The 20,550-nt window shown below is 69.8% G+C and carries 23 protein-coding genes; 6 read left to right on the top strand and 17 right to left on the bottom strand.

The window, feature by feature from the left end:
• Positions 1-5: 5 nt before the first annotated feature.
• The 4 genes from AC3EGR_RS01460 to AC3EGR_RS01445 form a co-directional block, all read right to left on the bottom strand.
• On the bottom strand, positions 6-512 hold the full coding sequence (locus AC3EGR_RS01460; RefSeq protein ID WP_488544649.1) for a TRAP transporter small permease: 507 nt from the start codon (positions 510-512) through the stop codon (positions 6-8).
• Positions 512-1,807 (bottom strand): TRAP transporter large permease, encoded by a 1,296-nt coding sequence (locus tag AC3EGR_RS01455; protein ID WP_488544648.1) that lies wholly within the window; start codon positions 1,805-1,807, stop codon positions 512-514. Before AC3EGR_RS01455 ends, AC3EGR_RS01460 begins: the two co-directional genes overlap by 1 nt.
• 13 nt (positions 1,808-1,820) lie before the next feature.
• Positions 1,821-2,822 (bottom strand): TRAP transporter substrate-binding protein, encoded by a 1,002-nt coding sequence (locus tag AC3EGR_RS01450; protein WP_488544647.1) that lies wholly within the window; start codon positions 2,820-2,822, stop codon positions 1,821-1,823.
• A gap of 106 nt (positions 2,823-2,928) precedes the next feature.
• Entirely contained in the window at positions 2,929-3,750 is an 822-nt protein-coding gene (locus tag AC3EGR_RS01445) for a GntR family transcriptional regulator (RefSeq protein ID WP_488544646.1), read from the bottom strand.
• Between AC3EGR_RS01445 and AC3EGR_RS01440 the strand changes: the two genes are divergently transcribed.
• Both AC3EGR_RS01440 and AC3EGR_RS01435 read left to right on the top strand, forming a co-directional pair.
• On the top strand, positions 3,721-5,103 hold the full coding sequence (locus AC3EGR_RS01440; RefSeq protein WP_488544645.1) for a hypothetical protein: 1,383 nt from the start codon (positions 3,721-3,723) through the stop codon (positions 5,101-5,103). The genes AC3EGR_RS01445 and AC3EGR_RS01440 overlap by 30 nt on opposite strands.
• A 58-nt stretch (positions 5,104-5,161) precedes the next feature.
• Entirely contained in the window at positions 5,162-5,407 is a 246-nt protein-coding gene (locus AC3EGR_RS01435) for a hypothetical protein (RefSeq protein WP_488544644.1), read from the top strand.
• Between the two features lie 51 nt (positions 5,408-5,458).
• Here AC3EGR_RS01435 and AC3EGR_RS01430 read toward each other — a convergent pair whose 3' ends face one another.
• The 3 genes from AC3EGR_RS01430 to AC3EGR_RS01420 form a co-directional block, all read right to left on the bottom strand.
• Positions 5,459-5,752, bottom strand: coding sequence for a hypothetical protein (locus AC3EGR_RS01430; RefSeq protein ID WP_488544643.1), 294 nt, complete (start codon positions 5,750-5,752; stop codon positions 5,459-5,461).
• Positions 5,753-5,966: 214 nt separating this feature from the next.
• The gene (locus AC3EGR_RS01425; RefSeq protein ID WP_488544642.1) at positions 5,967-6,347 is read right to left on the bottom strand and encodes a hypothetical protein; all 381 of its coding nucleotides are present in this window, start codon (positions 6,345-6,347) and stop codon (positions 5,967-5,969) included.
• Between the two features lie 94 nt (positions 6,348-6,441).
• Positions 6,442-8,481: an acyl CoA:acetate/3-ketoacid CoA transferase gene (locus tag AC3EGR_RS01420; protein WP_488544641.1), complete on the bottom strand. Its 2,040-nt coding sequence runs from the start codon at positions 8,479-8,481 to the stop codon at positions 6,442-6,444.
• Between the two features lie 85 nt (positions 8,482-8,566).
• Between AC3EGR_RS01420 and AC3EGR_RS01415 the strand changes: the two genes are divergently transcribed.
• On the top strand, positions 8,567-8,833 hold the full coding sequence (locus AC3EGR_RS01415; RefSeq protein WP_488544640.1) for a hypothetical protein: 267 nt from the start codon (positions 8,567-8,569) through the stop codon (positions 8,831-8,833).
• Here the strand turns inward: AC3EGR_RS01415 and AC3EGR_RS01410 are convergent.
• The 6 genes from AC3EGR_RS01410 to AC3EGR_RS01385 all read right to left on the bottom strand — a co-directional run bounded on the left by AC3EGR_RS01410 (position 8,783) and on the right by AC3EGR_RS01385 (position 14,865).
• A complete protein-coding gene (locus tag AC3EGR_RS01410; protein WP_488544639.1) occupies positions 8,783-9,391 on the bottom strand; it encodes a hypothetical protein in 609 nt (202 codons plus the stop codon). The genes AC3EGR_RS01415 and AC3EGR_RS01410 overlap by 51 nt on opposite strands.
• 21 nt (positions 9,392-9,412) lie before the next feature.
• Positions 9,413-10,213 (bottom strand): DUF899 domain-containing protein, encoded by an 801-nt coding sequence (locus tag AC3EGR_RS01405; protein WP_488544638.1) that lies wholly within the window; start codon positions 10,211-10,213, stop codon positions 9,413-9,415.
• A gap of 91 nt (positions 10,214-10,304) precedes the next feature.
• Positions 10,305-10,988, bottom strand: coding sequence for a Vgb family protein (locus AC3EGR_RS01400; protein ID WP_488544637.1), 684 nt, complete (start codon positions 10,986-10,988; stop codon positions 10,305-10,307).
• Positions 10,989-11,034: 46 nt separating this feature from the next.
• A complete protein-coding gene (locus AC3EGR_RS01395) occupies positions 11,035-12,255 on the bottom strand; it encodes a helix-turn-helix domain-containing protein (RefSeq protein ID WP_488544636.1) in 1,221 nt (406 codons plus the stop codon).
• Positions 12,256-12,320: 65 nt separating this feature from the next.
• Positions 12,321-12,929 (bottom strand): SCO family protein, encoded by a 609-nt coding sequence (locus AC3EGR_RS01390; protein WP_488544635.1) that lies wholly within the window; start codon positions 12,927-12,929, stop codon positions 12,321-12,323.
• Between the two features lie 43 nt (positions 12,930-12,972).
• A complete protein-coding gene (locus tag AC3EGR_RS01385) occupies positions 12,973-14,865 on the bottom strand; it encodes a multicopper oxidase family protein (RefSeq protein ID WP_488544634.1) in 1,893 nt (630 codons plus the stop codon).
• A 413-nt stretch (positions 14,866-15,278) separates the two neighbouring features.
• Here AC3EGR_RS01385 and AC3EGR_RS01380 point away from each other — a divergent pair, with 413 nt between their 5' ends.
• Complete coding sequence (locus AC3EGR_RS01380; RefSeq protein ID WP_488544633.1) at positions 15,279-15,554, top strand: DUF2277 domain-containing protein; 276 nt, start codon at positions 15,279-15,281, stop codon at positions 15,552-15,554.
• A 73-nt stretch (positions 15,555-15,627) separates the two neighbouring features.
• Here AC3EGR_RS01380 and AC3EGR_RS01375 read toward each other — a convergent pair whose 3' ends face one another.
• The gene (locus AC3EGR_RS01375) at positions 15,628-16,200 is read right to left on the bottom strand and encodes a hypothetical protein (RefSeq protein WP_488544632.1); all 573 of its coding nucleotides are present in this window, start codon (positions 16,198-16,200) and stop codon (positions 15,628-15,630) included.
• Positions 16,197-16,781: an RNA polymerase sigma factor gene (locus AC3EGR_RS01370; RefSeq protein ID WP_488544631.1), complete on the bottom strand. Its 585-nt coding sequence runs from the start codon at positions 16,779-16,781 to the stop codon at positions 16,197-16,199. Before AC3EGR_RS01370 ends, AC3EGR_RS01375 begins: the two co-directional genes overlap by 4 nt.
• Before the next feature lie 110 nt (positions 16,782-16,891).
• Between AC3EGR_RS01370 and AC3EGR_RS01365 the strand changes: the two genes are divergently transcribed.
• Positions 16,892-17,623: an oxygen-binding di-iron domain-containing protein gene (locus AC3EGR_RS01365; RefSeq protein ID WP_488544630.1), complete on the top strand. Its 732-nt coding sequence runs from the start codon at positions 16,892-16,894 to the stop codon at positions 17,621-17,623.
• A gap of 8 nt (positions 17,624-17,631) precedes the next feature.
• Here AC3EGR_RS01365 and treF read toward each other — a convergent pair whose 3' ends face one another.
• Positions 17,632-19,194 carry an alpha,alpha-trehalase TreF gene (gene treF / locus AC3EGR_RS01360; RefSeq protein WP_488544629.1) on the bottom strand — a complete coding sequence of 521 codons (1,563 nt, stop codon included), beginning with the start codon at positions 19,192-19,194 and terminating at the stop codon, positions 17,632-17,634.
• Positions 19,191-19,979 carry an SDR family NAD(P)-dependent oxidoreductase gene (locus AC3EGR_RS01355; protein WP_488544628.1) on the bottom strand — a complete coding sequence of 263 codons (789 nt, stop codon included), beginning with the start codon at positions 19,977-19,979 and terminating at the stop codon, positions 19,191-19,193. Before AC3EGR_RS01355 ends, treF begins: the two co-directional genes overlap by 4 nt.
• Positions 19,980-20,099: 120 nt before the next feature.
• Here AC3EGR_RS01355 and AC3EGR_RS01350 point away from each other — a divergent pair, with 120 nt between their 5' ends.
• Complete coding sequence (locus AC3EGR_RS01350; RefSeq protein ID WP_488544627.1) at positions 20,100-20,543, top strand: VOC family protein; 444 nt, start codon at positions 20,100-20,102, stop codon at positions 20,541-20,543.
• The last annotated feature ends 7 nt before the right edge of the window (positions 20,544-20,550 follow it).

The following is a 20,550-nucleotide window of genomic DNA, read 5'->3' as shown; positions in this document are numbered from 1 at the left end:
GTTGTTCAACTGAGCGTGACGAGTTCGCCGGGCATCTCGATCTGCCCGCGCACGGCGCGCCACAACGCGATCACGCTGTACACGCACATGAGCGTTCCGCACAGCGGGATGGCCGCGTACCACCACATCTTGTCGACCTGCAGGAAGGGCGTGGTCTCGCCGGACTGCCGCAGGAAGTCCCAGCCCGCCCACGTGAGGACGAGCGCGATCGCGAGCATGGCGAGCTGGATGATCGACTCGAGCACGCGCCGGCCCGCGGCGTCCAGCATCCGCTCGACGAGGTCCACCTTGTAGAGGGTGCCTTCCCGCCAGAGCGCGAGCGCGCCCAGGAAGGTCATCCAGACGAACAGCAGTTCCACCAGCTCGTCGTACCCTGGCACCTTGAACACCGGCAGCATGCGCTGGAGGATGCCCAGCGACAGCAGCACGAACAGGCCCAGGAAACAGGCGCACACGCCCCAGCGGCACGCGCTGGCAACGCCGCGGTCCATCCGTGCGAGCAGTTCGTTCATCACATCACTCCCAGGCCGAAGAAGTGCGGCAACCAGGTGGAGACGGCCGGCACGTAGGTCACGATCATCAGCACCACGAGCAGCGCGAGCAGGTAGGGGGCGAGTTCGCGCACGACGTCCGCGATGGGCACCTTGGCGATGCCGGAGACCACGTACAGGCACAGCCCCACCGGCGGCGTGACCAGGCCGATCATCAGGTTCAACACCATGATCACGCCGAAGTGCACCGGGTCCACGCCGATCGCGGCCATCACCGGCGCCAGGATCGGATAGGCGATGATCATGATCGCGATCGCCTCCAGGAACATCCCGAGGATCAGCAGCACGACGTTCACCAGCAGCAGGATGACCCACGGGTCGCTGGAGAGGGCCAGCAGCGCCTTGAGGATGGCATTGGGCACCTGCTGCTGGATCAGCACCCAGCTGAAGGGCGCCGCCATTGCGATGATCAGCATCACCTGCGCGGTCTGGCGGCCCGTTTCCCACAGCGTGTCCCAGAAGCCGCGCATGCTCAGTTCGCGGTAGAAGAAGCGCCCGAGCAGGAAGGCCAAGGCGGCCGCGACCACCGCCGCCTCGGTTGGCGTGGCGATGCCGGTGAAGATCACCACCAGGATGGCCGGCGGCAACGCCAGTGCAGGCGCGGCTTGCTTGAGGATCGCCAGCGCTTGCGCCAGGCCAGGCCAGCCCGCCGAGCGAGGCAGGTTGTTGCGCACCGAGACGATCGCGATCGCGATCATCAGGCCCAGCCCCATCAGCAGCCCTGGCACCACGCCGGCCAGGAACAGTGCGCCGACGGAGACGTTGGCCAGGCTGCCAAAGATCACGAACGGAATGCTGGGCGGAATGATCGGGCCGATGGTGGCCGAGACGGCGCTGATCGTCGCCGAATAACGCGGGGTGTAGCCCTCCTTGACCATCGCCCGGATCTCGATCGTGCCGAGGCCCGCGGCATCGGCGACGGCGGAGCCGGACATGCCGGCGAAGATCATGCTGCCGAGCACGTTGACCTGCGCCAGGCCGCCGCGGATCTTGCCCACCAGCAGGTTGGCGACCGCGAAGATGCGCTCCGTCGTGCCGCCGACGTTCATCAGGTTGCCGGCGAGGATGAAGAAGGGAATGGCCAGCAGGGGGAACGAGGTCGTCGCCGCATAGGTGCGCTGGATGAAGATCACCAGCAGGTCGGGACCGGAGGTGACGAGCATGGTGCCCGCCGCCACGAGCGCCAGGCCTCCCGCGATCGGGATGCCTCCGAGGATGGTCAGGCAGACGGCGAGGAGGATCCCGGTGATCAGCATCGGCGCACCGGCCTCAGGCGCGCGCGGCCGTGACCATCTTGCTCCAGGCGTTCCAGGTGTCGTCGCCCAGGCTCTTGCGCAGCGTGTCGTAGGCCGGGCCCATCTTGGCCCGGAACGGCGCCACGTCCGGGCGGCTGATCTGCACGCCCGCCTTCTGCATCTGCGCGAGGTATTCCTCCTCGCGTTCGCGCACGCCCTTGCGCGCGGCGGCGCCGGCGATGGCGGCTTCCTCGCTGAGGATGCGGCGCTGCGCGCCATCCAGCTTGTTGTTCCAGGAGCGCGGGTTCGCCGCCAGCATGATGGTGGCGTAGATGTGGCGGGTGAGCGCAACGTGGCTCTGCACCTCGAAGAACTTCGCGGCGAAGGTGGTGCCGATGGGGTTGTCCTGCCCGTCCACCGTCTTGTTGGCCAAGGCGAGGTACACCTCCTGGAAGGCGACCGTCTGGGTGTTGGCGCCCAGCGCCTCGAACGCCGCCTTGATGGCGAGCTCGGGCGGGACCCGGATCTTCATGCCGCGCACGTCGTCCGGCGCATTCACGGCCTTGCGGCTGTTCGACAGCGCGCGGAAGCCCCACTCGAAGTTGGCGATCCAGGTGAAGCCGGCGGTGGCCAGCTGCTGCGTGAGCCAGTCCTTCGCGGTCACGTCGAGCGTTTTGTACGCGTGTTCGTAGCCGTCGAACTGGTAGGGGATGTTGATCACGCCCACCGACTTCGAGATCGCCTCGATGTTGGCGGGGTTCATCAGGATCATGTCGATCGCGCCCAGCCGCGTCTGCTGCGCCGTCTCGACGGGCGAGCCGAGCGCGTTGTTGGGGAACAGCGTGAGCTTCACCGCACCCGAAGTCCGGTCGAAGACCTTCCGCGCCATCTTGTCCGCTTCCACGTGCACGGGGTGCGTCAGGTCCGCGGGGTGCGTGAGCTTGAGCTCCACCGCCGCACGGGCGGTGAGCGCGGAGGAGGCGACGGCGGCGGCGGCGCCCTTGAGAACGGCGCGGCGGCTGAACGGGGTGGGCATGCTCTTGTCTCCTGTCGGTGGTGTCGGGGCGCCCCTCTGCGTGAGCGCCGGACCATCTTGCATACAAGGTTTGGCAACGTCAAGGGAGCAAACCCCGCGCGCGCTCCTACGCCGATGCAGCCGTCGGCAGCGATGCGACCACCACGGACAAGCCCTTGCGCACGTGCTCGCGCATGGCCTGCGCGACACCGGCAGCGTCGCGTGCAGTCAAAAGTTCAAGGATCCTGGAATGCTCGCCGGTTGCTTCCTGCCAGCGCTCCGGCCACTGGTTGGACGCGTAGCGCGCGCGATCGACGCGCAACGCCAGCAGGTCCCACACCCACAGCAGCACCGCGTTGTCGGCGTACTCCACGATGCGCCGGTGGAACGCCTTGTTCGCTGCGAAGTAACCGGTCAGGTCCTTGCGCGCATGGTGCGCCAGCATGGTGTAGTGCAGGATGCCGAGTTCAGCGACCTGGGCGTCGGTGAGCCTCGGGGTAGCGAGCTCTCCAGCTAGCGCTTCGATAGCAGAGACCACCTGGATCAGGTCGCTCGTCTCGCCCGCGTCGAGCGACGCCACCACCGGCGAGCGGTTCGGCAGCGCCTGCAGCAGGCCTTCCTGCGTCAGCGCCTTGAGCGCCTCGCGCACCGGTGTGCGGGACACCGCGAGTTGCTCGCACAGCTCGCGTTCGTTCAGCCGCTGGCCCGGCGCGAGCGCGCCGCTGACGATCATCTCGCGCAATGTCGCCAGCGCGTTGCCATTGAGGTCGCCCTTGCGCGGCGCCGCCGCGCCGCCGCGCGCGCGGGCGGGCTTTGCCGACGCCGCCGGTGCGGCCTTGCCGCTGCGCGCGCGACCGGCGCTGGACGGACGGGAAATGGAGCTCTTCACTTTGCCACTTCTTGTATGCAAGAATAAATTATGAACCTCCAGCAGATCTTTGGCCGCCACGCCCGGACGACCGGCGCCGCATTGCCCGTGGGCCTGGTCGGCGCGGGCGAGTTCGGGGCCACGTTCGTCGCCCAGGCCGCGCGCATGCAGGGCCTGAAGGTGACCGCCGTGTGCGACCGCGACCTCGAGCGCGCCCGCTCGGCAGTGGCGGCTGCGGGTCATCCTGCGCATCGCATGCGTGCCTGCGCGACGGTGGCCGAGGCGCGCGCGGCAATCGATGCAGGCGCCATCGCGCTGCTGGATTCGGCGCAAGACCTGGTGCAACTGCCCCTGGTGGCCGTCCTGGAAGCCACGGGCGACCCCGAGGGCGCCGCGGCCACGGCGCGTGCCTGCATCGCCGCGGGCAAGCACGTCGTGCTGGCCACCAAGGAGGCGGAGATCGTGGTCGGGGCGGAACTCGCGAGTCGCGCCGCCGAACGCGGCGTGGTGCATTCGCCGGTCGACGGGGACCAGCCCAGCCTGCTGATCGGCCTCGTGGGCTGGGCGCGCATGCTCGGCCTCCCGGTCGTCTGTGCCGGAAAGTCCAGCGAATCCGACTTCGTGTGGGACGCGCAGGCGGAAACCGTCACCGCCTGGGGGCGCAGCGTGCCCGCGCCCGCGTACCACGATGCATTCTCACGCGCCGACGCAGCGGGCCTGGGCATGCGTCATGCGCTCGCGTTCGCACGCACCACCGTGCCGGACCTGTGCGAGATGGGCATCGTCGCGAACCACACCGGCCTGATGCCGGATTGCGCGTCGCTGCACGCGCCCATCGCGCGCACGATCGAACTGCCCGCCCTCTTCCGCCCGCGCGCCGAGAGCGGACTGCTGGCCGGCAGCGGTCGCGTGGACATGTTCAATTGCCTGCGCCGGCCCGACGAGCTCAGTTTCGCAGGCGGCGTGTTCGTGGTGGCGCAAGCGCCTGACGCAGCGACCGGTCGGCTGTTCGCGGCCAAGGGAATGCCGACGTCGCCGGATGCGCGCTACGTGCTGCTGCACAACCCCGTGCACCTGCTCGGCGCCGAAGCCGCCGTCTCCATGCTGTCCGCCGCGCAACTGGGATGCTCCACGGGTGGCCCGGAGGTGAAGCCGCTGGTGGACCTCGTGGCGACTGCGGCCCGCGACCTCGAGCCCGGCGAGTTGCTGCAGATGGGCGCGCGCCACGAGATCCCCGGCCTCGGCCATGCGCTTCAGCCCGCCTCGCCGCTCGGTGAAGACGGGCCGGTGCCGTATTACCTCGCGCTTGGCGCTCGCGTGCGCAAGCACGTGCCGCGCGGGCAGCCCCTGCGCGGCGGCGACCTGGACCTGCCTTCCGGCGGCGCGCTGCGTGCATTGCGTGAGGCGCAGGACCGCCGCTTCTTTCCGCGATGAGCTTGCGGGGACGGTCGGTCTGCCCGGCAGGGAACAAGTTGCGCTAAGGTTCACCCCCATGAACCCCGTCGACCCCCTCAACATCCGCGTTGAACAGGCTTTCGGCGTCTGGCGGGACAAGCGTCAGCAGCTCCAGGAGACCAGCCAGGCGCTGGAACAGGCACTGGACGACTTCGCGCATGGCAGAGCCCCCGAACCCCTGGAGCTCAAAGCCGAGCTGGAGAAGCTGCGCGCGGAGTGCGACAGCCTCTTTCTGGAAATCCTGGCCGCCGTCCGCGCCGCCCAGGCGGCCGGGGTCCGCTAGCCGTCACGCCGCATTACCGCGAATGGGCAGCACGAGCTACGCGTAGCCCGCTCAGGGCTTGGAGGTTCGGGCGAATCGGCCCCCGCGCATGCCGGCCAGCGTGGCCGGCCGGCCCTGGAGCGTGGTGCCATTGAGTGCAGCAGCCAGGTCGCGCATGTCGTCCAGCATGCGCTGCAGCTGCGTCGTGGCCGCCTCCCGCAGCACGATCGTCTCTTCCACTTCCGCGCGGGTGGGAACGCAGCCGGGATCGCGGGCAAGGACCTTCGCGAAAAGCTCTTTCTCGGCGGCGGCGGCGCGCCGCTCCGCTTCGCGCCACGCGGCCAATGCCGAAGTTTCGAACTGCATGCTGCACCCCAGGGAAAAGGTGCGCGGGCAGGCTGGCGGAGCGTTGAGGTTCTACGGCTTCGAGGCACAAAGAAGAAGCCGACCAGTGGACAGGCACATCCTACGCCCTCTGCTGGTGACGTGCCTGCCAAGCCGGCCGTCGAGCAAGTGTCGGAAGCAGACGCAGGGCGTCGCCAGCGCCGCGGCCGGCCTTCGCCGAGCGATGACAGGCGCCTCATTTTTTCGACAGCGAGACGGCCCGGCCGTTCGCGAGCTTCCCGGTGAGCTGCCCGTTGCTCATGGTGAGGGTCGCGCGCTGCTCGATGCAGCCGGCGATGACCTGGCCGCCCCGGATGTCGAGGATCACGGCGTCCGCGGTGCTCTCCACGCTCACGGGAAAGTCCTTGCCGAAGCACGGGTTGCCGCGTGCCCCCGCAACGACGGGATTCATTCTCCAAGTTCCTGCATTGCCGTTGATGGTCACCTCCACCGGCACCGGCCTGCCGCCATTGCCCTCCATCGTCCCGACCCACTGACCCGAGGCGGCGTCGGGCTGGGCGAAGGCCGCGGACAGCGTGCAAGCGAGAACGGCGGCCATGGATGTGCGAACGTGCATGGGGTGCTCCTGGTTGGTCCGCGCGGCGGCGGGCACCCCACTCTAGGCACGGGTCGCTTTCCGCAACTACGTCCTTTCGGAGGATGGAGGCAGCTCAAGCGTGCCCGTGCCCCTGCTCGCGTGCAGCCTGCGCGTTCCCTGCATCGCCTCCCTGCAACCACGCGAGATGCCTGCGGGCATCGGCGGCGCTCTCGAAGATGTGCGGCGCCACCCCGCGCTCGAGCAACGCGTCGCCCAGCTTCGCGCGCAGGAACGCACTGGTCGTGTAGCGCGTCACCCGTGAATAGTGGCGCGTGGCGAGTTCACGCACCATGTCCATGTACGCATCGAGCGCATCCGGCAACACCGTGAAGTTGTCGTAGTCCACGAGCGCCGGCACCTTGCCCTCGAGCGAGGTGAGCCGCTCGACCAGCGCCGCGCGGATCGCCTGGACGTCGTCGATGTTGCGGACCGTGAGACCTTCGAAGTTCGCGAAGAAGATGCCTTGCGCGGCATCGAACAGGAAGCGCTGCGACAGCGGCAGCACCAGCAGCGTGTCACGCAGCCCCATCGGTGCCGGCGAGAAGATCGCCGCATCCATGGTCTTGAGGCGCGGCGAGACGGCGGGACGGAAGGCCATCTTCGCCAGCACGTCCCGTTCCACGTCGATGCCCGGCGCGATCTCCACCAGCTCGAGCCCCTGCGCGCCCAGCCGGAAGACGCAGCGCTCGGTGATGTACAGCGCCTCCTGCCTGCGCTGCCGCGCGACGGCGCCGCTGTAGGTGACGTGCTCCACCTGCTCCAGGAACTTGCACACGCTGCCTTCCTGGCGCACCGCCAGCCTGCCCTCGTGCACCTGCACCTCCAGCCCGCCGGTGTTGAAGGTCCCGACGAACACGACCTTCTTCGCGCTCTGGCTGATGTTGATGAAGCCGCCCGCTCCCGCAAAGCGCGGGCCGAAGCGGCTGACGTTGAGGTTGCCTTCGCGGTCGGCCTGCGCCAGCCCGAGAAAGGCGACGTCCAGCCCGCCGCCATCGTAGAAATCGAACTGGTAAGGCTGGTCGAGGACCGCCTGCGTATTGACCGCTGCGCCGAAGTCGAGGCCGCCCGCCGGAATGCCGCCGATGACGCCAGGCTCCGCCGTGAGCGTGAGAAGGTCCCCGATCTTTTCCTCGGCTGCGACCGCGGCGATGCCTTCGGGCATGCCGATGCCCAGGTTCACGACGCTGTTCGCCTTCAGCTCCATGGCTGCGCGCCGCGCGATGATCTTGCGTTCGTCCAACGGCAGGGGCTGCTGGCGCCCGGGCGGCACGCGGATCTCGCCCGAGTAGGCCGGGTTGTACGGCGTGGTGAACGTCTGCCAGTGGTTCTCCGGCCGCGCCACCACGACGCAATCGACCAGCACGGCCGGCACCTTCACCTGGCGCGGATGCAGCGCCCCGCGGTCCGTCACGCGCTCCACCTGGGCGATGACGATGCCGCCGCTGTTGCGCGCCGCCATGGCGATCGACAAGGACTCCAGCGTGAGGGCCTCGCGCTCCATCGTCAGGTTGCCGTCGAGGTCCGCGGTGGTGCCCCGGATGATGGCGATGTCGATCGGGAAGGCCTTGTAGAACAGGCATTCCTCACCCCCGATGCGCGTCACTTCGACCAGCGGCTCGGTGGTGCGGTCGTTCATCCGCCCGCCGTTGCGCCGCGGGTCGACGAAGGTTCCCAGCCCGATGCGGCTCAGGTGCCCCGGCCGGCCGCCTGCGATGTCGCGGAACAGGCAGGAGATCACGCCCTGCGGCAGGTTATAGGCTTCGATTCGGTTCTCGATGGCGAGCCGGCCCAGCCTGGGAACCAGGCCCCAGTGCCCGCCGATCACGCGGCGCAACATGCCCTCGTGCGCGAGGTGGTTCAGGCCGCGCTCCTTGCCGTCGCCCTGCCCCGCGGCGTAGACCAGCGTGAGCTCGCGCGGCTCACCCTCCGCGTGGAACCGCTGCTCCAGCGCGATCGCGATTTCCTCTGCGAAGCCGATCCCGACGAAGCCGGAGGTGGCCACCGTATCGCCGCTGCGCACCAGGCGGACCGCATCGGCCGCCGAAACGAGCTTGCCGGCGTGGTAGGGACCCGCGGCGGACGGTCCGCCTTCCACGATGCGCGCGCGTTCCATCATTCGGCTCCTCGAACTCGGCCATTCGGCCCGTCTCGCCCACTCCATCGTATGTTCGACGGGCTTGCACGACAATACAAGCGGCATGAGGAAACAGGCAGAGCACCGCATCCGGGGGGCCGCGTCGCTGGCGCGCCCGGGGTGGACCTGGGCCGCCGCCATCCTCATGAACGCTCCCATGGTCGCAGGCGCCATCCTCGTGGGCTGCTTCGCGTGGACGGCGGACGAACCCGCGCTCGTTGCGCTCGCCGGCATCCTCTTCGGCCTGGCCCTCCTGTGGGCGGTGCTGGTGACGCTGGAGTCATGGCGCGTGCTGCGCCGGTTCACCCGGATGCAGTTGCTCTCGCGCTAGGCGGGCGCCGACGCCCTTCCACACCGCACGCCATCCCAGCCGCGCCGCCGTTGCCAGGACGGCAGTGGCCGCCAGCATCGCGCCCATGTGGACTGCGACGGCCAGCAGCGCGCGCCACAGCGAACCGGACGCGGTGATGTCCCGCGCCGGCATGTCGCCGCCACACAGCGGCACGAGCGCCGGCACGAGCATCCATCCGGCGCCGGAGGCCGTCCCGGCGATGAACGACCACAGGGCGAGGCCCGGGGTCCACGCATTGCGATGCCCTGCGCCGCGCAGCCGCCGGACCACGGCGACCAGCAGCAAGCCCCCGGCCAGCCACTGCGGCACCAGCGGATCGAACGCCAGCCCGAGCTGCAGCGCGACCGGCACGGCAGCCGCCACGGTGAGTACCGACGCAAGGTGGCCCGCCGCCAGCGGCACCAACGCGCCCGCCACACTGGCCTTGCCGTCCACCCGCTGGGCGCAGGCCGCAAGAGCCCATCCCGCCGCCGGGTTCAGGCCATGCAGTGCGCCGGCGGCCGCCACTGCGAGCCAGGGCCAGAGTCCATCGGTCATGGTGGCAGCTCCGCGCGAGCCTCAGGCCTCGCAATGCGGGCAGGCCGCCGCGGGAAGGGCCGCCTTCTCGGGCGCCGGCTCGAAGCGCTGCCCGGGCTCGTAGCGGTCGTGGTGCCGCACCCACTCCATCTTGTAGAACACGTCGCGCTCGTTGCGCCCCTGCGGCACGAGGTCCAGGAGCACGTACGTGCCCATCATCGCTTCCACCCCGCGGCCGTAGGTCGAATAGGTGTGGAACACCTGGCCGGCGTCGTCCCGGAAGAACACGCTGATGCCCGGCGCTTCCTCCGCCGGGAAGTAGCCCTTGCGGTAGTTGTAGCCGACCTCGCCCGTGGCCAGCTCCTCGGGCGTGAAGCTCACGCCGAAGTCGAAGTTGAAGTCGCTGCCGTGCGAGGACACCCAGTCGAACTTCCATCCCATGCGCTCGCGGAAACGCAGGATGTCGGGCAGCGGCGCACGCGAGACGGCCACGAAAGCGACGTCGCGGTGCGCGAGATGGACCGTCATGCCGTCGGTGTGGTCGGCCATGAACGAGCAGCTGGGGCAGCCCTGCTCCCAGCCCGGCCCGAACATGAAGTGCTGCACCACCAGCTGCCGGCGCTCGCCGAACAGGTCCGCCAGCGTGCGCTTGCCGCCGGGCGTGTCGAAGACATAGTCCTTGCGCACGTGCCGCCAGGGCAGCGCGCGGCGCTCGCCGGCGACCTGGTCGCGCAGGCGCGTGAGCTCCTTCTCGCGCGCCAGCAGCCTGGTGCGTTCGTCCGTCCAGCGCGCGTCGGAAACGACCGGGTGGCTGGTGTTAGGGGTGCTGGTGATGGTGGTCATGCTGTGCTCCTTGGCTCGGTGAGCCGGTGCTGTGGGTCTGTCCATGCGGCGGCTCGACCCGGATGGCCGCCGTGTTGCTGGCTGGATTCCGCTAGGTGCGGGAGGCTTTCGGGCGGCGCACGGCGCGGACCTTGCCGCCGCCCCCGCCGCCGCCGCCGCAATAGAACAGGTCGGCGCCGTCGGACTCGAGGCCGCTGACGTTGACGCCCTGCGGCATCTGCAGCCGCTCGAGCACCGCGCCGTCCCGCGGGTCCACGCGGCGCAGCTCGCTCTCGTCGCCTTCCCAGGTGCCGTGCCACAGCTGGCCGTCCACCCAGGTCACGCCGGTGACGAAGCGGTTGGACTCGATCGTCCTGCGGATGGCACCTGTGTCGGGATCGATCTGGTGGATCTTGCGGCTGCGGTAGTTGCCCACCCAGAGGCTGCCCTCGGCCCAGGTCAGGCCCGAGTCTGCGCGCTCCCCAGGCGCGGGAATGGACGCCAGCACCTCGCCCGTGGCCGGATCGATCTTGTCGATGCGCGACGCGGCGATCTGGTACAGGTGCTTGCCGTCGAAGGCCGTGCCGGCATCGCACGCCCGCTCCAGCGCACGCGTGACCTCGCCGCTCTTCGGATCGATGCCCAGCAGGCGCGTGCCGGTGGCGGCCCACACGAGGCCATTGCCGTAACTCACGCCGGCGACCTGCGTGGCCCCGGCGAAAGGCCCGTACTCGCGCACGACCTCGGCCGGCGTGGGCGCGACCTGCTCCTTGTCGCTGATGCTCTTGGTGCTCATGGCGGAGTTCCTGTCGGCGTCCGGATGCGGCGCCATGGAGGGGACTCTATGCGCCGGGCAGCCAAGCGGGGAGTAACAAGATTGTCGTGAAATCCACCAGCGGCGCCGCCAGCCAGCGCCGCGCGCGCGCCTGGCCGATGGCGCGCACCTGCCCCGACGCCTGCAGTTCGGCCAGGGCGCGCTGCACGGTGCGCTGGCTCGCACCGAGCGCCAGCGCCAGGGCCGATGTCGACCAGGCCGCGCCATCCGAGAGCAGCGCCAGCAAGGAGGCCTGCTCTCCCGGGATCGGCGGTGCGAGCATGACGACGCCGGATTTGCCGCGGGGCTGCAGCACGAACCCCTTCGCAGTTGCCGCGATGTCCGCCATGGCGCGCACGAGCGCGCGCAGCCGGCCAATCTCCACGCGCAGGCGGGCGCGATGCGTTTCGTCGGGACGCCGGGTGCGGAAGGCGGTGGCGATCAGTGCATCACGCGGCACGCCTTGCGGCCACGCCTGCGCCAGGGATTCGGCCAATGCGAAGAGGATGGGCCTGCGCACCAGTGGCTGCCAGGCCCCGCCCCGTGCGAACCCGCGCCTGCACGCGTCGAGCACCAGGGCGTCGGAGGCGAGCAGCGCTTCGACGTCTTCCACGCGCAGCGCCTGCTCGATCCCGCCCGTGCGGCGCCGGGCCGCGGGGCGGTCCAGCGCGGCCCGCGCCTCCGCGACTTCGGCGATGAGGGCCGGAATGCCCGCACGGTAGGCGGCCTGGTCCGCGCGCGCGAGTGCCTCCTTCGCGGGCCGCGCATGCAGCGAGCGCAAGGCCAGCTCGGCGCGGGCCAGTTCGGTGACGGCGCCGAGCGTGGCGGGCAATCCGCCCGCGTCGACGGATTGCAGGATGACTGCTGCCTCGGCGACACGGCCCACCAGCAGCAAGTGCCGGGCGGCGACGACGCGCGCGTGCATGGCATTGGCGCGGTCGCCGTGCCGCTCCAGCGTTGCCGCCGCGTCGGTGAGTCCCCGGGGCAGGCCGGCCAGGTCGCGCATCGCCAGCGCCACCTCCGCCTCGGCCACCACGCAACGCGCACGGGCCGCCGGCTCCCGGGCACCGAAGGCTCCTGCCGCGCGCCGCAGGAGTTCGCGCGCACGGGTGTGCTCGCCCAGTTGCGCCATCGCGATGCCGCGCAGGGCCAGTGCCGGCGGGTCCTCGCGCAGCGCCACGCCTTTGAGCGCGCCCAGCGCATCGCCGGCGGCGAGGGCGCGTGCGGAGGCGGCGATCAGCGAGTCCATGGCGCAAGCGTATCGCGAGCGCCCGCTCCCGCGCCCCAAAAAAACTCAGCCGCGGGCCTTTGCGCTCAGGTCAGCTCGAACCGGATCATCCGCGCGATGCCGCGTCCTCCGATGAGGGCCGATGCATGGCCCCAGGCGGCCAGGCGCTCGTTGCCGATACGCAGCATGCCCGAGTGATTGGAAAGATCGTCGTCCTCCTCAGGCCGGTTCCGCGCGAAGCCGAGTCCCCGGCGTGCCGTCTCGACGTTCTCCGGCTTGCCCGTGAGGAAGGTCCACCCCTTCCCGATGCGGTTCAGCTGCATGTAGGCGCGCAGGGCGGCCGGGTCGTCGTCCAGCGGCGTCAGCGACAGCGAATAGAAGTGGATGTCGTTCGCGAAATCGTCCAACAGCCGCTGCGCCTCCAGGATGTGCTGCGTGACGGGTGTGCAGATGTTGCTGCACACCGTATACATCACGTTGAACACCACCTTGCGGTCCCTGAGGACGTCGTCGTAGAAACGCACCTCCTTGCCTTCGTGCGTCAGCAAGGGCACGTTGGGAAAGCGGCGTGCCCGCATCAGTTCGCGCGGCTCGTTCTGCACCGCACGCGCCGAGCGTGTGGCCGCCAGCATCCCCGCGCCGCCCAGCACGGCGGCCGCGCCGGCCAGCAGGCTTCGCTTCGCAATGTTCGTCATGAGTGCCTCTGAAGTTTGTATCTGGTTGGAGCGCAGGTTCGGGTCAGGGCAGGGTCTTGGTGTCACCGACATCGCTCACGGCGAACAGCAGCATCATGGCGTGGTCTTCGTGCACGACGTTGTGGCAGTGGATCGGGAAGACGCCCACATAGTCGGATGCCTTCACGACATACTCCACCGAGTCGCGCGGGCCCAGGCGCACCACATCCTTGCGCCCGTATTCCTGGTTGGCGCTGGGAGTGGCGACGCCGTTGCGCTTGGTGATGCGTCCCTCGAAGCTGTGCGCGTGGATCGGGTGGGACCAGCCGCGGCCGCCGTTGAACACCCACGTTTCCGTCGTGCCGCGCTTCATCGTGAAGCGGACCACGTCGCAGCTCAGTGGCCTTCCGTTCACGACCCATTGCCCGTTTTGCTGGTCGAAGTCGAACGTGCGGGTGATGACCGACGTGCCCAGCGGCGGCAGCGAGATCGGCGCGAAGCTGGTGATCGTTGCCGGGTCGGCGCTCGCGTCTGCCACCGCGGCGCCGATGCGGAATTCCACCAGCACGTTGGTCGGATCCGCGGCGGCGTTGAGGCCCGTGTTGTCCGTGTTCCACGAGCTGGTGCGGCTGCCGCTCCAGCTGCCGCTCCAGGAACTCCCGCTCCACGAGCTGCCGTCCCAGGAACTTCTCTCGGGTCCCACGCCATCGGTCTGGACCAGCCGGTTTTCCAGCCACAGGCGCGTCGCGCCCGGCGCCGGCCCGCCGACGGCCGTGATCTTGGCGAAATCCACGATGATGTCGGCGCGTTCCGCGACGGAGAGCAGCACGCTGGTCGTCTGCAGCGGTTTGGGCAACAGGTTGCCATCGTTCGAAATCCGCCAGAACGGGATGGACTGCGCGGGATTGTCGGGATTGGTCAGGAACAGCTCGTAGAAACGGGAGGGCCCCTGATCCAGCAGGCGGAAGCGGTAACGGCGCTTGGAGACGTTGAAGAACGGCTGGATCTTGCCGTTCACCATGTACTTGTCACCCAGGTGGCCGTCCACGTCCAGCGTGTCGAACGCCGCCTGCCCGGTGCTGGGGTCGATGCGCACGTCCGTGAAGATCACGGGGATGTCGTACTGCGGGAAGGTGGGCAGCCTGAAGCCCGTGGTTTCGTTGCCCGTGTCGTACTCGTTGAAGACCAGGTGGAAGCCGGCCAGTCCCTTGTAGACGTTCTCCGCGGTGTGGCCTTCGCGGTGATCGTGGTACCAGAGCGTCCCGAGCGACTCGCGCACGTCGCCGTCGGGCGTGCCGGCATTGGTGAAGCCCGCTCGCTTCATGTTGTAGTAGTAGTCGTAGTACTGGCCCGGGAAGAAGAACCGTCCCTGCGTGGCCGGCGCTTCGGAAACGGAACCGCGGTTCGGGTCGCACGGGCCACCGTCGCTGTCCGGCGCCGTGTGGAAGTTGTGCAGGTGGGTCGAGATCTGGTTCTTGCCGAAGCCGCCGCTGGCCGCGCCCGTGGGCAGGTTGTTGAACCGGCGCACGAGCACCGCGGTGTTCGCGCCGGCCTGGTAGCGGGTCACGATCGTGGGCATCGGCGTCATCGGCTTGTCCACCGTCAGGTCCGCGCCGCCCAGGTTCGCACCCCAGAAGTTCAGTTGCTGCTGCAACTGCGGGTGGATGGAAGTGGGCGGCACGGCACCGAAACGCTGCACGTAGAAATGCTGCGGTTCGGCCAGGCTGCGGTACTGGTGCGGCTCGCCTCGGCCCTCGTAGGGAAGGCGGGTCGCCGGATTGGTCGCGCGATTCGGCGCGGTGGTGGGTGGCTGGGCGAAGCCCGGGTCCGACAAGGGCCGCTCCTGCAGCACCGGCATGATCGGCATGGCCTCCATGAACGGCGTGGTGTGCGGACTCGCGGGCGGGGCACTCCATCCCGAGCCCGGCGCCAGGGCCGCGCCGGCGGAACCGCCCATGGCAGCCGAGCCAAGGGCCAGGCTCGCTTTCAGCGCGCTTCGGCGGCTGGGGCTCTGCAATGGTTGTTCACGTTTTCGCATCGGGTCTCCTGGCAGCTTGCGTGTGGAAAGAAGCGGACGCCCCGGCGCCGGTCGCCTCGGCGCGCGCGACGCCGGGGGCAGGTTCCCTGAGCATTCGCGGTTGATCGCAGGGAACGTGCCGAAGGAGCGCGCACCAGGTGCCACGCCGAAGTACTGCCGGATCAAGTACTTAGGTGCGTCGCCCCTGGCGCAAGGAATTCCTGCGGCTGGATCTTCTTTCCCCACAACCGGGGAAATTCCCCGCTTGTGGCGGGGCGTCGATCGCCCCGCGTCCTGAGCGCCTTTCATGGCCGCTTACCATGGAGGCTGCCGTCGATGCGGGGAGCAAGCCCATGTGCCGGAACATCAAGACCCTGTTCAATTTCGAGCCCCCGGCGAGCGAACTCGAGATCCGCGATGCCTCGCTGCAGTTCGTCAGGAAGCTCAGTGGCTTCAACGTGCCGTCCAGGGCCAATGAAGCCGCTTTCGAGCGCGCGGTCGACGAAGTGGCCGCGTCGGCGAGGACCTTGATCCAGTCGCTGGTGACCCACGCCGAACCCCGCACGCGCCAGGCGGAGGCCGCCAAGGCGCGCGAGCGTTCGGCCGCGCGCTTCGGCGAGAGGGCGTGACGACCTCGGCCCAGCGCTTCGTCTCGCCGGCCACGAACTCGCCGAACGCCAGGCCGCAGGAGGAAGGATCAGCTCACGCGCCAGCCCACGGGCTGTGATGGAAGGCATAGCGACCGAGCTCGCGCGCGCCGCCGTCCGCCACGGCCACCAGCGTGAGTTCCATCGTGTGGGCGGGAAGCTGCCGCACCTGTGCGAGCGACGAGAAGAACAGGACTTCGCCCGAGGCCGCATCGAAGGGCAGGTCCTCCAGGCGATGTGGCGCGCCGGGTTCGGTCGACACGCGCACGATCGCATCGAGCCGCTGCACGCCCTGCAAGGGCGCGTCCAGCCGGGTGACCAGCAGTTCGTCGTCGGGGGCCACCGTGCAGTTCACGCTGCCGTTGTGCGGCAACCGGTACTCGCGGATGCGCACGCCTTGCGCATCCAGCTGCCGCAGGAAGCCCGCGCCGGCAAAGGCCATCACCGACCCGGCGCGGAACGCGCCGCGCACCCCGGCGCCGAGCGCGACCAGGCCATCGAGCAGCTCGCCGCAGGCATCGCACTGCATCAGGTGCGCGTCGACGCGCTCGGTGGCCGCGTCGTCGGTGTCGCGCAGCCAGTAGTCCAGCAGCGTCGCCAGCGGCAGGTGGGGGGCGGATGCGCTCACGTGACCGCTCCCGACGGGTCGACGCAGCGGCGCAGCTTCTCGATGCCGCGGTGCCGGATGACACGCACGTTGCCCGGCGACAGCCCGAGGTCCGCGGCGACCGCCTCGGACGGCTGGTCCTCGCAGAAGGTCAGCACGAGCACGGAGCGCTCGCGCTCCGGCAGGCGCTGCAGGCAGTCGGCCACGCGCTGCTGGTCGAGCCGGGGCGCCACGTGCACGTCCGCGATGCCCACCGCATCGCCGTACAGCTGCAGCAGCCGGTCGCGCCGGTGTTCCGTGCGGCGCTGGTCCAGCACCGTCATGCGACAGGTGCCGAGCACGAAGGACAGCACCCGCTCCGGCTCGCGCAGGCGGCCGTCGCGCAGCTGTTCGATGGTCAGCGTCATCACGTGCTGCATCAGGTCTGCCGCCGCATGCGGGTCGCGCAGGTGGCGCAAACCGTAGCGACGCACCCGCGGCGCGAGCAGCCGGTACAGCTCGGCCTCCGGCTCGCTCGCCTCGCCCGGCGCGGCGCCCGCGATGCGGCGCGCGGCACGCACTTCGGGGCCGTGGTCGTCCGTAACCAGGGGCGGGTCTTCCACGCGGCAAGCATAGCAACGGCCGGGTCAGGCCGCGCAGAAAAATTGCTGTAACGCCCGGCGGGCTGGCGCCACAACCTGACTCCTTCCACTCTTCTTCGCGAGGCCGCCCCATGGTCACCAACCCGCAGACCGGAACGAACATCCACGAGATCGCCGACGGCATCTACCGCATCAACACGCCGGTCGCCCTGCCGGACGGACAGGCGTTCAGCTTCAACCAGTACCTGCTGGTCGACGAGCAGCCGCTGATGTTCCACACGGGCGGGCGCTTCCTGTTTGCCGCCGTGAGCGAGGCGATCGCCTCCGTCATGCCGCTGGCGAAGCTGCGCTACGTGAGCTTCTCGCACACCGAGTCGGACGAATGCGGTGCGCTCAACCAGTTCCTCGCCGTCGCGCCCGAGGCCGTGCCGCTGTGCAGCCAGATCGCCGCGATGGTGTCCATCGGCGACCTCGCCGACCGCGCGCCGCGCGCAATGGCCGATGGCGAGACGCTCGTGCTCGGCCGCCACGCGGTGCAGTGGTTCGACACGCCGCACGTGCCGCACGGCTGGGACGCGGGCCTGCTGATGGACACGAGCACGGGCACCCTTTTCTGCGGCGACCTCTTCACCCAACCCGGCCAGGGCAAGGTGCCGCTGACGCAGGGCGACGTGCTGGGCCCCAGCGAAGCCTTCCGCCAACCCATGGACTACTTCGCGCACGCGCCGCAGACGGCGGCCACGCTCGCGCGGCTGGCGCAGCAGAAGCCGCAGACCCTGGCCTGCATGCACGGCAGCGCCTGGCACGGCAACGGCAGCACGCTGCTGCGGCACCTGTCCGAGGCGGTGACCAGCACGCGCTGACCGTCGCGCTAGGCGGTCCAGCAGCGCACGACGCCGTTGGTCCAGCCGAAGCCGTCCTGCAGCGGATACTCGCCGCCGCCGCCCCCGGTCGGGGCTTCGTGTTCGTGCGAGCGCAGCGCGTACTTCTCGACCAGCTTGCCGTCGCGCTCGTACACCGTCTGCACGGACCGCATCCAGCGCGCGCGGATCTCGTCGGCCAGGCCCTGGCAGCCGCAACGTGCCAGGCCTTCGACGGCCATCCACTGCAGCGGGGCCCAGCCGTTCGGGCGGTCCCACTGCTCGCCGCTCGCGGCCTCGGTGGTGCCCAGTCCGCCGGGAGCCAGCAGGCGCGCGCGCAGCGTGGCCGCCACCCTGCGCGCCTGCTGCGGGCTCGCGAGTCCGCAGAACAAGGGGGTGGCGGTCGCGGCGGTCAGCACGGCACGGCGCCGGTGCAGGCGGCAGTCCCAATCCGCGTACAAGCCTTGCTCCGCGTCCCAGAAGCAGCGGTCGATGGCGAGCGCACGCTGCGCGGCCCGGCGATCGAACTCCGCGGTGGCCGCCGCGTCGCCGGTGGCGCGCGCCAGCCGCGCGATGCTGGCCTCCAGTGCGTGCAGGAAGCAGTTCAGGTCCACCGGGAGGATGTCCGTCGTGCAGGTGCTGGCCAGCCCCTCTCGCGGATCGCGCATCCAGCGGCTGCTGAAGTCCCAGCCGGATTCGGCCGCGGCGCGCAGGTCGCGCCACACCTCCTGGCGCGGACGCCCGCTGCGTCCGGCCGTGGCCACGTCCTCGCGCCACGACTCCTCGCGCGGCGTGCAGCGGTCGTCCCAGTAGCGGTTGAGGACGGTCCCGTCGGGAAGGGCGACCGCGCGGCGGTGCGCCGTCCCCGGCCCGAGCTCGCGTTCGCCATCCATCCAGAACGCATGTTCGCGCCGCAGCTGCGGCAGGTACTCGATGCCCGCCGCGCCGCCACACGCCTCGCACATCTGCGTCATCAGCGCGAACAAGGGCGGCTGCGAGCGGCTGAGGTAATAGGTGCGCGTGCCGTTCGGCACATGGCCGTACACGTCGATGAGGTGCGCGAAGTTGTCGGTCATGCAATGGACCATCTGCTGTCGCCCGCTCTCCGCCAGCCCCAGCATCGTGAAGTAGGAGTCCCAGTAGTACAGCTCGACGAAGCGGCCGCCCGGCACCACGTAGCAGTGCGGCAGCTGCACGAGCGAGCCGCGCACCGGGTGCGCGTGCGGCTCGCGGGTGAGGAAGGGCCAGAGGCCGTCGATGTGCTGCGCGAGCGACTGGCCCGGCACGAACACATACGGGGCGCGCGCGGGTTCCGGCGGCCCGAAGTGCTGCTGCACGAAACGGCGCAGGTCGAAGCCGGGCCGATCGCGCTGCGCGCGGTAAGAGCGCAGGATGGCAGCGGGATCGTCGCGCGGCGCGCAGTCGACGAAGGTCTTGCTGTCCTCGAACACGCGCTGCTGCTGCACGTCGACGAAGAGCTCCTGGTAGCGATCGGCCGGCGTGCACACGTCCGCCGGGGGTGCGCTGGCCGCCGCGGCGTTGCGGGCAGCGGGGTGCACCTTCCGGTCGCTCACTGCTCGCGGTAGTTCCACAGGAGACCGCCGTCGACCACCATCGTCGCGCCCGTGATGTAGCGCGCGTCCTCGCTCGCCAGGAAAGCGACGACACCGGCGACGTCGGAAGGCTCGCCGAGCCGGCCCGCCGGGATCTGCGCCAGCAGCGCCTGCAACTTGGCCGCGTCGTTGAGCAGGGTCGTGTTGATCGGCGTGCGGATCGCGCCGGGCGCAACGTTGTTGACCGTGATGCCGAACGGCGCGAGCTCCAGTGCCATCGTGCGCATCAGCATCTTCAGGCCGCCCTTGCTGGCGCAGTAGGGCGCGAAGTGCGGAAACGGCAGGTCCTCGTGCACCGAACTCACGTTGACGATGGCGCCGCCGCTGCCGGCCTCGCGCGCATGCAGCGCAAATGCCTGCGACAGGAACATCGGTCCCTTGAGGTTGGTCGCCATCACCTGGTCGAAGTCCTCTACGGTGATGTCGAGCACGCCGGCGCGCCGCTCGATGCCGGCGTTGTTCACGAGGACGTCGAGCTTGCCGAAGGTGGCGACCACCTGCCGCACGAGCTCCCGTGTCTGCTGCGGCAGCGACACGTCCGCGGGAAAGACCTCGCAGCGGCGGCCCGAGCTTGCCGCCACCTGCTGCTGCGCCAGGCGCGCGCGCTCGTCCGGCCGCAGCACGTTGAGCGCGATGTCCGCACCCTCGCGCGCCAGCCTGTGCGCAATGCCCAGCCCGATGCCTTGCGCGGCACCGGTCACCAGCACGACCTTGCCCTGCAAGCGGGAATTCGTCGCTTCCTGCATGTCCAACTCCCTGCGCGCGGCGCGCGGCGCGCCCGACGAGGGCCAGTATGGGGCCCGCGGCGGCGTTCGTGGCGCGAGCTTGCTAGGATTGCCGCATCTGCCCACCTCCGATCGCTCCCGATGCAAGCTCCCGCCACCAACCCCGCACCGCTGTCCCCGTTCCACCTGGCCTTCCCCGTCCACGACCTGGCACTTGCGCGAAAGTTCTACGGCGAGACGCTCGGCTGTCCCGAAGGCCGCAGCTCGGAAGAATGGATCGACTTCAACTTCTACGGCCACCAGATCGTCGCGCACCTGGCGCCGGGCGAAACCGGCTCGGCGCAGCGCAATGCGGTCGACGGGCACGGCGTGCCCGTGCGCCACTTCGGCATCGTGCTGCCGATGAAGGACTGGGAAGCGATGGCCGAGCGCCTGAAGGCGCAAGGCACGGCTTTCGTCATCGAGCCCTACATCCGCTTCCAGGGCCAGCCGGGCGAACAGGCAACCATGTTCTTCCTCGACCCCTCGGGCAACGCCCTCGAGGTCAAGGCGTTTGCCGACATCAGGATGCTGTTCGCGAAATGACGCTGCC

The sequence above is a fragment of the Ramlibacter sp. G4-7 genome, from assembly GCF_057784995.1.
This window is presented reverse-complemented; position numbering and strand designations above follow the sequence as displayed.

Coding starts and splice junctions, on each gene's coding strand:
- AC3EGR_RS01430 (WP_488544643.1), bottom strand. CDS start 5,752: ATGCAGTTCGAAACTTCGGCATTGGCCGCGTGGCGCGAAGCGGAGCGG.
- AC3EGR_RS01420 (WP_488544641.1), bottom strand. CDS start 8,481: ATGGAACGCGCGCGCATCGTGGAAGGCGGACCGTCCGCCGCGGGTCCC.
- AC3EGR_RS01455 (WP_488544648.1), bottom strand. CDS start 1,807: ATGCTGATCACCGGGATCCTCCTCGCCGTCTGCCTGACCATCCTCGGA.
- AC3EGR_RS01440 (WP_488544645.1), top strand. CDS start 3,721: ATGAACCTCCAGCAGATCTTTGGCCGCCACGCCCGGACGACCGGCGCC.
- AC3EGR_RS01425 (WP_488544642.1), bottom strand. CDS start 6,347: ATGCACGTTCGCACATCCATGGCCGCCGTTCTCGCTTGCACGCTGTCC.
- AC3EGR_RS01405 (WP_488544638.1), bottom strand. CDS start 10,213: ATGACCACCATCACCAGCACCCCTAACACCAGCCACCCGGTCGTTTCC.
- AC3EGR_RS01400 (WP_488544637.1), bottom strand. CDS start 10,988: ATGAGCACCAAGAGCATCAGCGACAAGGAGCAGGTCGCGCCCACGCCG.
- AC3EGR_RS01380 (WP_488544633.1), top strand. CDS start 15,279: ATGTGCCGGAACATCAAGACCCTGTTCAATTTCGAGCCCCCGGCGAGC.
- AC3EGR_RS01385 (WP_488544634.1), bottom strand. CDS start 14,865: ATGGGCGGTTCCGCCGGCGCGGCCCTGGCGCCGGGCTCGGGATGGAGT.
- AC3EGR_RS01365 (WP_488544630.1), top strand. CDS start 16,892: ATGGTCACCAACCCGCAGACCGGAACGAACATCCACGAGATCGCCGAC.
- AC3EGR_RS01350 (WP_488544627.1), top strand. CDS start 20,100: ATGCAAGCTCCCGCCACCAACCCCGCACCGCTGTCCCCGTTCCACCTG.
- AC3EGR_RS01395 (WP_488544636.1), bottom strand. CDS start 12,255: ATGGACTCGCTGATCGCCGCCTCCGCACGCGCCCTCGCCGCCGGCGAT.
- AC3EGR_RS01415 (WP_488544640.1), top strand. CDS start 8,567: ATGAGGAAACAGGCAGAGCACCGCATCCGGGGGGCCGCGTCGCTGGCG.
- AC3EGR_RS01355 (WP_488544628.1), bottom strand. CDS start 19,979: ATGCAGGAAGCGACGAATTCCCGCTTGCAGGGCAAGGTCGTGCTGGTG.
- AC3EGR_RS01435 (WP_488544644.1), top strand. CDS start 5,162: ATGAACCCCGTCGACCCCCTCAACATCCGCGTTGAACAGGCTTTCGGC.
- AC3EGR_RS01450 (WP_488544647.1), bottom strand. CDS start 2,822: ATGCCCACCCCGTTCAGCCGCCGCGCCGTTCTCAAGGGCGCCGCCGCC.
- AC3EGR_RS01410 (WP_488544639.1), bottom strand. CDS start 9,391: ATGACCGATGGACTCTGGCCCTGGCTCGCAGTGGCGGCCGCCGGCGCA.
- AC3EGR_RS01460 (WP_488544649.1), bottom strand. CDS start 512: ATGAACGAACTGCTCGCACGGATGGACCGCGGCGTTGCCAGCGCGTGC.
- AC3EGR_RS01390 (WP_488544635.1), bottom strand. CDS start 12,929: ATGACGAACATTGCGAAGCGAAGCCTGCTGGCCGGCGCGGCCGCCGTG.